Source organism: Tengunoibacter tsumagoiensis (assembly GCF_003967535.1).
Taxonomy (GTDB): Bacteria; Chloroflexota; Ktedonobacteria; order Ktedonobacterales; family Ktedonobacteraceae; genus Tengunoibacter; species Tengunoibacter tsumagoiensis.
In genome coordinates, this window is sequence record NZ_BIFR01000001.1 from 469849 (window position 1) to 481770 (window position 11922).

Below are 11922 nucleotides of genomic sequence, written 5' to 3' on the forward strand. Positions count from 1 at the left end.
AATGTTCTCTCCAGTCCTTTTGAAAAGAGAAGAAGCATGAAAAACACCAGGCCCCTCTATCCACAAGACTCCTCACATCCTTCTGCCCGCCAGGCTTTAACCTCGCCAAATTTTAAGCATGTCGCCAGAATCCAAGAAGCGGAACCCCTGGAGACGGCTCTTCATCTACTGGCACAAGCTCTCATTCAGGCTATTGAAGAGGATGGCACGCCGACCGTTCTCTTAAAGCAATTTCTTGGTCAGGTCCCTGAATCACTCCTCATTCCACAGGGACGCCGCAACACTTCACTGATTCATATCGCTGATGTGCTGCTTCAGGCAGGGGCCAGCGATGAAGTATTAAGCATTGCGCTCAACGCGTTTAATCTCTTACAATGCCGACCTCCACTCTCTATGGATGAAGTACTCCAGATAGCCAGCAATACACGCTGCTGGCCTGCATCCAAACCAACCGATCATGTCGATCCACCGGCTCCGCTTTTACAGCTTGATACGCTCCTGGCTATGCAGCTTCCGGAACCTGCCTGGATTATCTCGGGACTCCTGCCAGAAGGGATGACGCTTCTTACTGGCCGTGAACGAATGGGAAAATCACAGCTTGCTCTGGAATTTGCGCTTGCCATTGCTGGCGGAAAGCTGGCACTGGACACATTACATACACGTGCAGGTGGGGTCCTTTTTTTAGGGTTGGAAGATAGTATGCGCTGCATTTATGAACGAAGTGCACGACTTCTACAAGGAGCTCCAGCTCCCTCTAACTTCACCTGGGCCAGTACCTGGGCTCCGCTTGCTCAGGGAGGATTGGCCGACCTTGAAGAATGGCTAAATGCTCATCCGCAGACGCGCCTCATCGTGATCGATCCACTTGCAAAGGTTGGAGTCCCTACCACTAATCGCTCACACAGTAGAGAGCATGGGAGAGAGCATCATCGTGAGTCTGGTAAAGCCAGAGATTATAGTGCCCTTACGCCTCTAAAAATGCTGGCCGAACAGCATCATCTCTCGATCTTGCTAGTTCAGCATCTGCGCAAACAGGGCTATCAAGATCCATTGGAAGAGCTTTTAGCTATCCTGGAACCACTAAACCTTTTAGAGAGCTGCCTGCACCTTCAGGGTGAACAAAAACAAGGGCCGGTTGATCTCCATATCAGCAACCGAAGCAGTGGCGAGTGGGCCATAGGGCTTCAATTTCATGCGCAAAATGCAAGCTGGAGCCTGCTCGATTCACAGGTAAGCCCATTTGTACAGGGATCTCAGCCAAAAATTTCCTGAAGCAGCTCTTCAATAAAGCAGCCCATAAAACATAAGTAGATCCAAATAAAAGAAGCCTCCATCAACTTGCTCTGGAAGCAGGTTGATGGGGGCTTCTTTTATTTGATACTAAGAGACGGTGCTACAGCGTTGCTACAAATGCACAGTTAACACAAAAACACAACCCACTCAAAGCGGCTTTAAACCTGCTTTCGAGTGGGTTGTGTTTTAAAGAAAGTGCCGAGAGACGGAATCGAACCGACGACACTAGCATTTTCAGTGCTATGCTCTACCGACTGAGCTATCTCGGCATGGACATTACTATATCAGGTTCTTTCGCTTCCGTCAATACCTTTTGCAACAATTTTTTCTGGCTGAGGAAAAAATTTGCACAGGCTTCCTACTCTGATCCCAGGCCCCTTCAGACTGGTTGGCCAGAGAGACTCATCCCTTACCACGCGTTGAAAAGGCATATAAAAAAACCACCCATCATGGGCGGGTGAAACGGCGATGTCTTATTTTCCCATGCAGTTGCCCGCATAGTATCATCAGGGCTCAGAAGCTTAACTACCGTGTTCGGGATGGGAACGGGTGTACCTTCCTGGCTATGATCACCGGTTCACCTGCACATACAGGTGGTTTCGTTTGACTTATACATAATAACATTTTGGCGCGATAAAGTCAAGCTTTTTTTCGCACCATTTTTTCTCCACTGAAAAGAGAGCCAGTTCCAGCATAAAGCAAGGACCTGATACCGCTCTATTTGCAGTGGAGAACGACTCTGATCTGGTTTATCAGGCTAGGCTTCAATGACGAGAAAAGTTCTCTGTGAGCGGCTGATCTTCCCAATAATACCAAACACAAAATACAGAAAGCCAAATTGTTTGGCCATGATCTTGTTGACCTGAACATGCTCGCTCTCGGGGACAACGTGGCAGCGAGCCTCAATCTCGGGACCATGGACCTGTCCACGTTGAGTGCAGGCAGCCAATAACACCCGATCGTTATTCTTCAGACGTTTAATCTTCCCAGATGTGGTGGGAGTATTCACATATAATCTCTGATCATTCTGAGGATCAAAGGCAAACCAGACGGGCGTCCCAACACCAACACCACTCTTACGGAAGGTCGTCAACTGAATAAATTTCTCAGACTTCAGTGACTCAAATGGACTTTTCGTACTAACTTCTTCGCTTGCCATAATGTTCTTTTGCTCCTAAAACATCTCTAAAAATCGCAAAAATAAATGCATCCATGTAAGTATATGACGCAGAAAAATCCTCGGCAAGAGGCCAATTTAACCAATTTGACCGCCACGGTTAAATTTTGCTCTCTAAACCTATTGCATAATTGCCAAAAATCCCTTACAATAACAAAGGTCAATTGAGACGAGCGTGTAACTCAGTGGTAGAGTATCCGACTTTTAATCGGGTTGCCGTGGGTTCGATCCCCACCACGCTCACCACTCTCCTCTAGTTGTCTGACAACTATCTTCACTCTTGCTTCGTCTCTCTGAGACACGACAAAACGATGCAGTCCCACTATTTTCTGAGCATGTGCTCTTTTTTTTTTATCTGACACCAGACAACGTAAGAACTTAAACAAAGAATGTCCTTAATCTAATCGGGCCAAAAATGTATCCAAGCACTGCCTTGAAGCGTGCTATTACTAGAAACAAGGTTTGCTTGCATGCTGGAACAGTGGTAGACTACTGGCTGGCTGGCATGTCTTGTTTCAGACCCTGTAACGTGATACACTACTGGCGGTACTCAAGAAGAGACGCTGTTCGTTCATAGGCGCATCTTTTGAGGATGTAGAGGGAGACGACAGCGGGAACAGGAGGCGGTACCTCTGAACCTGATTGTGCGGGTTCTGGTACTGAATTGTTGTGACAAAACGTATACTTGTTGTCGATGATAGAAATGAACTGCTGCACCTGATGCGCCGTGTTCTGGAAGATGAGCAGTATCAGGTCTCGATCTTGCAGGAGGGACGCGAGGCTTTTACCAAAGCGAAGAGCATGCTTCCCGATCTGCTGATCCTCGATCTGAAGCTTGGCGATATGTCGGGTCAGGATGTCCTTAAACAGCTGAAATCCGATGCGGCTACCGCAGAGATCCCCGTGATCGTGTATACTGCGGCTGTGCTGGAGGCTGAAGAGGTTACCCGTTCCATTGAGGGCAGTCCACAATTCTATACGAATGTCCATCTCTTACGGAAGCCGTTCGAGCTCAATGCTCTCCTGGATAAGGTGGAGTCTCTGCTCGATCATTCATGATAGGAAGCCAGTTTTTTTATGACCGGAGGACCTTCCGGTCATTTCTGTTGTAGGGTCTTTCAACTATCAATTATACTGAAGAAAACATGTTAGATGAGAAAGGAATCGTACGATGAAGTTTATAACTGGATTACTTTTTGGTCTGGGACTTGGCGTGCTGGTAGGTATCATTTTTGCTCCTCAATCCGGTGAAGCAACACGTGCTCAGCTGGCTGAACAGGGCATTCAACTCCGCACCGGGCAGCTCAATGATGAGGTTCGTGCTCGCGCTCAGGAGGCTCTGGTTCAGGGTCGCGATCTCTATTCCCGCACCAAGACTGAATTAAATGATCGCTATAATCGTGTGAAATCTGGCGAGCTCTAATTGTAAGCGTTCTTACGAGCTCTCATTCTGTAAGCTCCCCTCCAACTACAGCCGTGCTATATGGCTGCGGTTACGGGGAGCTTATTCTCTTCCATCGCTGCTATTCGTAGCGCAGCGTCTCAACAATCTTCATTCTTGATGCATGCATGACAGGCGTAAAACTTGCCAGGGTGGCAATGATCAGAATAACAATCAACATGACCAGAAAGCTAAACGGCTGAAAGGTGAAGCCAATTGGAATGAGGACCCCGCTGATGAAGGTGACAAAACCATAGGCGCAGGGAACACCAATGATCACTCCGATTCCCCAGGAGATCAGTGCTAATGTCAGGGCCTCAAGCCAGAAGATCCCACCTACATGCCAGCTTGTAGCCCCCATCGAGCGCAGTATGCCAATCTCTCGTCGACGCTCTAATACTGAGGTTGATAATGTGTTGAAGAGCCCTAGAATACCAACAAGGGCAACAATAACCGCTACTGCATAGAAGAGACCATAAATGATCTGAAACTGTGCCTGATCCATACGGATATTCTGCTGCTGCGTGAGAATATTTGGAGCCAGGCCTGCATTCCCTAAATGCTCATCAATATGACCGGCAAGGCGGTTCACGGCTACTTCAGAGCGATCCTGGGTGCGAATCATAACACCAGTGGTAAGATCTGTGGGAAGCCCACGCAAGGCGTTGACATCCTCTACTCGCGTAAAGACGGTTCCTAACATACCCAATCCCTGGTTGATGTCATGTACTTCGCCAACAATTCGCCACTTGGCCTGGTTTACACCATCCGAGATGGCAAGCATATCACCAACCTTCACATGTGCTTTTTGCGCAAAATTGTCTGTGATGACCAGAGCTTGCTTATCGCTTTGACTGAGCCAGCGACCTTCTAGCAACTTAACATGATAGATCTGAGTGTCCGCCTGTAATCCAACGAGATTGGCCTGTCCACCTGACACTCTAATGAGGTCGCCGTTGGTTCGCTCAATACGCTGGATATTGCTTTCACTCTGTAAAAGAGGCAACAATTTCGCATAAGAGGTCGTCTGGACGTTTAAGAAGATGTCGCCATCATATGTCCCAAAGACTTCTTGCATAGTCCCATCAATCGAGGTCGTAGTGGTCTGTACGGCCAGGAACATTGCTCCTGAGAGTGTCAGGGCCAGGAGTGTTAAAAGCAGACGCCCGGGCTTTCGTACCAGTCCACGTATACCCAGCCAGGTGGTCTGTGGCACCCAGGTCATGTGCTGACCCGACCAGCTGGGTCTGGAGGCTGAGCTGACTCCATAGGTAGAGATTGCCTGACGAACAGTAATTCGTGTCCCCGTCCAGAGCGGTAGGATAGCCGCTAACCAGGGGACACCCATTCCAACGAGCAGGCTAATGATGATGGCGGTTGCAGGAAACTGGAATGGACCCAGATCGAGCAGTATGATGGTTGCCATATAGTTCGCTAAAAGATAGCCCAGCAGAAGCCCCAGTCCAATCCCCAGGACAGTGCCAACTCCTCCATAGATGCTCACTGAGAGTAGATAGCCTCGCATGATCTTTCCACTTGTTCCACCAACAGCTTTCATCGAGCCAATGATTCGCGTCTGCTCTGCAATTAACATGGAAACAGTGTTGATAATCAAGAAGCTGGTAAGAACGATGGCGACTATGGCGATCGTAGCCATAATGCTCAATAATCCAGTGATAATGCTCTGCGATTGGGTACTCTGACCAATAGAGACGGCAAAGATGATGCTATGCTGAGCCCGCAGCGTTGCCTGAATCTGCCTGGCCGTCTCGTCACGCTGTTGCACATGATGTACTTTAACCTGTACGACGTTCGCTGCCGAGAGCCCACTTAACTCTTGCAATGCCGCACTGGTCATATAAGCTCCAACACGCCCTCCCAGGCTAACGCTCAATGTTCCCGGCGTACGCACAAATCCACTGACGCGCAGATGAGCTACTCCATTGGGAGTCGTCACTGTGATGGTCTCACCCAATCGCGTCGCCTGAATACTATTATCGCCAGACTCCAGCACAATCTCTCCTGGACCAGGTAGATGGCCGCTTGTTAACTGAAAAGGGTTGAAGCGCATCTGCTCCAATGATGGGTAGGCGATGATCTGCATCTGGGTATGTCCGGACGCACTATGAATCTGCCAGCGCGTCTGATAGATGGTCGCTAGCTGAACTTGATCGACGTTCTCCATCTGCGCAATACTATCCGCCTGCTTCTGATCAATACTCTGTACAAACAACTGGATATCAGGGGACTTGCTCTGATCGTTGCTATAGCTAAAGGCGGCTCCTAAGACAGTACTGGCAACGTTTACGGCAGTCAGACCAAGCACGCCAATGAGAATGCCCAGGATAACAAGCAGGCTCCGGCCTTTGCGCCGGGTCACATCTGTCAGTGCTTTACGTGTGGTTGCATGCATAGCTTTCATGCTCTCCTTCTTGCCTGTAGACGTTACTTTAATGCGCCTGTAACTGTAGCGCGTGCATTATGACTTCCCACGATCTGACCATCCAGCAGATCAATACGAGCGGTGGCCTGAGCGGCCAGTTGCAGATCATGGGTGACATAGATCACGGTCTTGCCTCGCCGGGTCAGACTCGCCAATGTGGCAAAGACCTGTTGCGCGGTGTGTGAATCGAGATTACCTGTTGGCTCGTCTGCAATAATGACAGGCGGATCGTTCACTAGCGCTCGTGCAATCGCAACACGCTGCTGCTGACCACCAGACATTTCGCCAGGAAGGCGTTGAGCACAATCCTCTACAAGAGCAATCTCCAGGCATTCCTGCGCTCGTGCACGCCACTCCCGACGCCGTAAACCAGCTCCTCCTCCCAGCTCTAAGGCAAGTAGTACATTCTCAAGCGCAGTCAAAGTAGGAATGAGCTGGAAAAATTGAAAGACAATGCCAACATGCTTGCCACGCCAGCGCGCCAGCGCGTCTTCACTCATCTTGCGCAGCTCCTGCCCAGCGAAGATAATCCGTCCACTGCTCGCTCGGTCAATGCCAGTCAATAGATTGAGGATGGTGGATTTTCCACTCCCTGAAGGGCCGTTAATTGCAAACAGGCTCTGTTGGTAGACGGTAAAGGAAATGTCATTAAGAACGGTAATTTTGCTTGTACGGGTCTCAATAACGCGCGAAAGATGCTCGATCTGAATCAGCGCCTCGCCTTTCTGGGCCTCTGATATTTGCAAGCTTTCTGATGATTTATTCATGAAATTGATCCTTTCAGTGCATACATAATCTATACAATGGTGTCTGCTCACATTGTCAATTGCTTACAGAGATCATTATGCCCGGAAAGTGTGCCCAAATTAAGACAGATCTGTTTCAATAGGCCAGAAAAGTTTTGGGGAGAGAATGACAATTTCGTCATACTTCTGTCACAATTTCTGCTTTGAGATTTTTTTGATTTATCCATATCTAACAATGATGAGGTACAATAGATAATGGAAAAGTGTCTAGCTACAAGGAAGAGTCACAAAGAACTATGCAAGCACATACAACTGATCAGAACAGTGAACAGCTTCATTTCTGGGCCCTTGGAGATCTACATTTTCGGGCCCTGGCCCCCTGGCGAGAATTTCAAGCTCAGCGGTATGCTTTGATGTTTGAAGATTTACAGGCGCTCTGGCAGGCTGAGGGTGCTCCTGCCTTCTGTGTCTCGCCTGGCGATATTATTGAGACGTGCGCCCAGGAAAACTACGATCTTGCGAAGTCGACGTTACAAACATATCTGGGCCAGATTCCGTTTTATCCTGGCATCGGGAATCATGAGTATCATGAACCCGAGATTGATCCACGCTCAACCAGGCGCTATTTCACTGCGGCCTGGGATAAACCGCCACGCTATACCTGGCAGGCTGAAGGTCTTCTCTTTATTATGCTGGACTATCCCGATCCTCTGACACTGGCCGATCCAACGAAGGTCTTTATCTCGCAAGAGACGCAGGCTTTTCTCGAGGAAAGTCTGGCTGCTCATCCCAACCTGCCTGCGTTGATCTTTCTGCATTGCCCACTTCGTAATACTGTGCTAGATCGTAATCCCGCTCTGGGTCGCGATTATAATTCCCTCCAGTCTTTTTTCTCACCCGAAAATTCACAGGAGATTCGCAATATCCTGAGCCGACATCGCAATGCAAGCCTCTTCTTCAGTGGCCATACTCATTCTGGCTGGGAGGCTCCCAGGCTCGTGGTCAGCGAACGAGATGGGGACCACTTTGTGTCCTTTGTGAATTTAATGTCACCCTGGTATACTGGCACTCATAAAGGTCCACATGTCGATAAAGCGTTGACCAGTTTTTCCTATTCGTATGACGATCCGGATATTATTCCAACTTTCTCTATCCGCACTTATGCCAATTACGCAAGCATCCGAGTGCGCGATCATAAAAGCAGATCCTGGTTGAAGACCTGGCATGTTCCACTTTTCTCGCATTGAGGAGCATGATGTTTCTATGAGAGAGTTATAGAACTTGTAGATATGAAGACCCTATCTATTGCAATGAACGCTTCGATGAAGGGCTGGTTCGCGGCTGGCAGGTACTCCATCCACTCATCCACCCACAAATCGGTGCGTAGCATAAGATAATGCTACCCTGACTCTATGCGATCAAACTGAACTGCTCTTCTCCTATCAAGCTGGCCCGCAGATTGTTAATAGAGAGCGGTCAATTCTATAACTGTGCGGCATGGACCTTCGAAGGTCCATGCCGCACAGTTATAGAATTGACTTTTGCAATCGTTGCTTATGAAGCCGTTGGAGCAGTCAGGCGAGAACGAATCAGAAGCAACAGCGTCGCCATCACCAGTAGCAGCACACCCACCAGCATAAAAGCGAGAAAGGTCGGAATACCCAGCGACGGAAGGAACAGAAGATGGATTGCTCCTACAATCACAATTGCAGCCCCACTCAACACGAAGAAACGTATGCGCGAAATGGTACCCAGGATAAAGAGGAGCAATGATTCTCCCACCAGCAATAATGACACGAGTAGATCATGTGGACCAAAACTGGACCAGAGGGTTGGGAGCAAAAGCAGTAAAGCTCCAACAATTGCACAGGCATTGCTCAAGTCTTTTGGTGATTTCAGAACACTATCACGATCAACAAAAGGTGCAATACTAATCAAGTAGCTCGCCGGGAAGAGCACGAGAAGTGCCACATCATACTGCTGCCAGGCCCAGAGCTCCCAGGTTCCTATCAAGGCTACCAGCAGACCAACTCCATACAGTGAACCTCGCTGCCGCACAGGCCGATGTTGCCAGCGCCCATAGAGGAAAACCAGCATAGCCAGAAGCGCAATCTCACCACTACCCCAATGGAGTTCGCTCTCAGGGAAGCTCAACACACTCCAGGCAGTCAGACCGATCACTGGCCAGATCAGCAACGGAACCTTTTCTAAAAAGATTAAACTGTAAGCGATCAGCACATAGCCGAAGAGCACAAATGGAACGATCGCCGTAATCTTTGGATCATATTCACGAAAGAGCAGGGAATAGGTTCCAACAATCAGCACAGCCAGCACACTAAGACTATACGGCGCTGCCGCCCATTGCCGGCCTGAACCTTTACTTACCGCAAACCCTAGAAGCGCCAGGATTGGCGCAATCCAGATCAAGATCCAGAAGTTGTGAGGAGGAAACAGGAGAGCGGGAACTGTATAGAGGATGGTTGCCCATTGCCACCAGCTGACACGTCCCCAGACAGCGGCAAGATACCACACAGCGCCCAATCCAGCCAGTTCTAACGGCAATGCAAAAGGTCTTCCCAACCAGGATTGCAGACTACTCGTGTTCAGGCCACCATCATGCACCACAAAAAGGAGCCCATAAAGCAGCGCAATCGTCATGAGTGGAGCCTCCCAGGGCGTGATCTCCCGCGATTTATGCCCCATCCAGTTCCGTACTCCAGCCGTTAGCAGCGGCAACACAAAGCTGAACAGTGCCAGGATATATGGTCTCTCCCAGAGAGATGGAAAGGCACAGATAGCCAGAACAACAGGCAAGAAGAGCCAGAGCGCACGACGTTGATACAATAACACAGCGTAATAAATGGTCGCCAGACCCAGTAAAACGATTAATTTTTGATCAGGTGAAAGCTCAAAACCTAATAATAATGTTCCAATTGTCGTCAATAACGCCAGACAATCGAATGGATAAGCCCAGTGTTGGTTTACCAGACGACGAATAGCAATGGCAAAGACAATCCAGACAAGCGCCAAAGCCAGATACCACCAGACAAAGTCATTCTTCCCCCACAGCAATAGTACCAGCCCATAGACAAAGGTTACTAACAGGCCGCTTATAATCAAGACGTAAGGCCAGTTCCGCTTCTCTGGCGTTAAGACCTTCTGAAAACCCGTGTGCGTGAAAACCAGGCTGATACTGATTAAGCAACCAAGCAATATACTTGCAATTCCTGCCCATGTCTCCCAACTTAAATCTGGTTGTATGTTGAAAAACAACGATAAATGATAGCTATGCTGTACAATCTGGAAGGGTAAGAATAGATCAACCAGGCAAGGGATAAGTAGAACCAATGACAGTGTGAGAATATCCAGTTGCTTCCGCACACCTGGAAAAGCCAGTCGCCCGCTTCGTGGGAGCACTACACTGGTTAGATGATAGATGCCCGCAAGGCCTACACTGATAAACACATAGTCAATCCGTGATGCCTCATAGAGGTAAGCTCCCGCCAGCACATTTAACGTCGCTAACCAGGGCAGGAGGCCCGCCAGGTCCCTTGCTCGAGCCAGCCATGTGTAGGCCATCACCCAGACAAACAAGAGAAGGCAGAAGACGAGAAAGGCGATCCGCATCTCTCGTTGAAGTCCACTTGTAACTTCCAATCCATTGCCTAATGCATAGATCAGCGTTAGAAATCCACTGATACAAGCGAGAATCAAGCTCGTATAACGCAAGAATAAGAGCGCCCCTCTAAGAATCGGTGGATGAGTCGTCTGAAGATCCAGTCGCAGGCGTAAACGCGGAATCTCGACCAGCGAGACAAACGCTGGAACGAAGAGTATAATGGCATACCACCAGAAATTAAGGTTGGTTACTAGCAAAAACGCCAGATCGGCAACGAAGAATGCTACTGCTGCGAGATATCCAAACACAGAAAAACGCTGATACAGCGCCAGGGCAACATAGACGATAGTTGCATAAAGGGCCGCGATCATGACAAGTGTTGGAGCCGAAAGCGTTGCTGCCGCTCCTACAACGAGCTGATAGGCACTGTAGCCTACAAGCGGAACCTGTAAAGCAAAAATTCCTGTATAGATGATACCTACAGTTCGAAAGCGTGGAAAACGATAACTAACGACTCCAATTGCTCCAAAAATGACATGAACTATCAGGAGGACGATAAAGGCCTGAGCACTATTCTTTGTTGTAAAAAGAAAACTTAAGGAGCCAATCAGGATAAAAAAAGCGCCCAGGGAAGCAATGACTACATTGGACTGCTCTGTTAGAAAGCTTTGCGGCGATCCTGCAGATGGCGGTGGTGTAGCTGCCGGATAATCTCCAGGCAACGGTTGCTCTGATGACACTGCATTCGCTGGAGCCAGTGGCTTCTCCTCTGAGGGAGACTGTGCAACCACAGAGGCCTGTGTAAGCTGTAGTAAACGTCTGCGATAGCGTTCAATGAGCTGCGCTATCGTAATCTGAGCCCCCCCGTGGTCTGCAACTCGTTGGAGATTCTGCACCTGCTGCTGTAAAAAAACAATCTCTTGTACCCTATCAACGGGATAGCCACATGTGCGGCAGACTGAAGCAGCCTGAACATCCACAGGTGTACCGCAACAATCACAGCGAAGTGGTGGTGGTGATGTATCCATAGTTAAACCATGCTTTCTGCACGCGTCCTAATACATTTACAGATATATACATAGTTAGCTCTTCTATAAAAGATAGTATAATAGATACCTATACCTGGCGATATGGGTCATATGCCCTATTCGCTCTCTCTTGTATGGGAGCATGAAGATATGTCGGCAGACAGGCTGATAAAAG

At 48.8% G+C, this 11922-nt stretch carries 8 protein-coding genes, 2 tRNA genes and 1 rRNA gene; 5 read left to right on the plus strand and 6 right to left on the minus strand.

Features of this window, described 5'->3' with window-relative positions:
- Positions 1–36 precede the first annotated feature (36 nt).
- Positions 37–1272: an AAA family ATPase gene (locus tag EL628_RS01900; RefSeq protein WP_161975206.1), complete on the plus strand. Its 1236-nt coding sequence runs from the start codon at positions 37–39 to the stop codon at positions 1270–1272.
- 217 nt (positions 1273–1489) lie between these two features.
- Here the strand turns inward: EL628_RS01900 and EL628_RS01905 are convergent.
- The 3 genes from EL628_RS01905 to EL628_RS01915 all read right to left on the minus strand — a co-directional run bounded on the left by EL628_RS01905 (position 1490) and on the right by EL628_RS01915 (position 2452).
- A tRNA-Phe gene (locus EL628_RS01905) sits at positions 1490–1562 on the minus strand.
- A gap of 191 nt (positions 1563–1753) precedes the next feature.
- Positions 1754–1870: ribosomal RNA gene (gene rrf / locus EL628_RS01910) — 5S ribosomal RNA — on the minus strand.
- Between the two features lie 180 nt (positions 1871–2050).
- A complete protein-coding gene (locus tag EL628_RS01915) occupies positions 2051–2452 on the minus strand; it encodes a PPOX class F420-dependent oxidoreductase (protein WP_126578112.1) in 402 nt (133 codons plus the stop codon).
- Between the two features lie 189 nt (positions 2453–2641).
- Here EL628_RS01915 and EL628_RS01920 point away from each other — a divergent pair.
- From EL628_RS01920 to EL628_RS01930, 3 genes are all read left to right on the plus strand, one after another.
- Positions 2642–2716, plus strand: a tRNA-Lys gene (locus EL628_RS01920).
- Between the two features lie 423 nt (positions 2717–3139).
- Positions 3140–3529, plus strand: a complete 390-nt coding sequence (locus EL628_RS01925; protein ID WP_126578113.1) for a response regulator — start codon at positions 3140–3142, stop codon at positions 3527–3529.
- 112 nt (positions 3530–3641) lie between these two features.
- Positions 3642–3893 carry a YtxH domain-containing protein gene (locus tag EL628_RS01930; RefSeq protein ID WP_126578114.1) on the plus strand — a complete coding sequence of 84 codons (252 nt, stop codon included), beginning with the start codon at positions 3642–3644 and terminating at the stop codon, positions 3891–3893.
- A 100-nt stretch (positions 3894–3993) separates the two neighbouring features.
- Here EL628_RS01930 and EL628_RS01935 read toward each other — a convergent pair whose 3' ends face one another.
- Both EL628_RS01935 and EL628_RS01940 read right to left on the minus strand, forming a co-directional pair.
- Positions 3994–6324 carry an ABC transporter permease gene (locus EL628_RS01935; protein WP_161975207.1) on the minus strand — a complete coding sequence of 777 codons (2331 nt, stop codon included), beginning with the start codon at positions 6322–6324 and terminating at the stop codon, positions 3994–3996.
- Between the two features lie 32 nt (positions 6325–6356).
- Positions 6357–7121, minus strand: a complete 765-nt coding sequence (locus EL628_RS01940; RefSeq protein ID WP_126578116.1) for an ABC transporter ATP-binding protein — start codon at positions 7119–7121, stop codon at positions 6357–6359.
- A gap of 275 nt (positions 7122–7396) precedes the next feature.
- On the opposite strand from EL628_RS01940, the gene EL628_RS01945 reads away from it, so the two are divergent.
- The gene (locus EL628_RS01945) at positions 7397–8347 is read left to right on the plus strand and encodes a metallophosphoesterase family protein (protein ID WP_126578117.1); all 951 of its coding nucleotides are present in this window, start codon (positions 7397–7399) and stop codon (positions 8345–8347) included.
- 307 nt (positions 8348–8654) lie between these two features.
- Here EL628_RS01945 and EL628_RS01950 read toward each other — a convergent pair whose 3' ends face one another.
- The gene (locus EL628_RS01950; RefSeq protein WP_126578118.1) at positions 8655–11747 is read right to left on the minus strand and encodes a hypothetical protein; all 3093 of its coding nucleotides are present in this window, start codon (positions 11745–11747) and stop codon (positions 8655–8657) included.
- Positions 11748–11922 lie beyond the last annotated feature (175 nt).

What these genes read in the sequence shown, in the direction of transcription:
- EL628_RS01900 (WP_161975206.1), top strand. Translation starts at nt 37, where the DNA reads ATGAAAAACACCAGGCCCCTCTATCCACAAGACTCCTCACATCCTTCT.
- EL628_RS01915 (WP_126578112.1), bottom strand. Translation starts at nt 2,452, where the DNA reads ATGGCAAGCGAAGAAGTTAGTACGAAAAGTCCATTTGAGTCACTGAAG.
- EL628_RS01930 (WP_126578114.1), top strand. Translation starts at nt 3,642, where the DNA reads ATGAAGTTTATAACTGGATTACTTTTTGGTCTGGGACTTGGCGTGCTG.
- EL628_RS01935 (WP_161975207.1), bottom strand. Translation starts at nt 6,324, where the DNA reads ATGCATGCAACCACACGTAAAGCACTGACAGATGTGACCCGGCGCAAA.
- EL628_RS01940 (WP_126578116.1), bottom strand. Translation starts at nt 7,121, where the DNA reads ATGAATAAATCATCAGAAAGCTTGCAAATATCAGAGGCCCAGAAAGGC.
- EL628_RS01945 (WP_126578117.1), top strand. Translation starts at nt 7,397, where the DNA reads ATGCAAGCACATACAACTGATCAGAACAGTGAACAGCTTCATTTCTGG.
- EL628_RS01950 (WP_126578118.1), bottom strand. Translation starts at nt 11,747, where the DNA reads ATGGATACATCACCACCACCACTTCGCTGTGATTGTTGCGGTACACCT.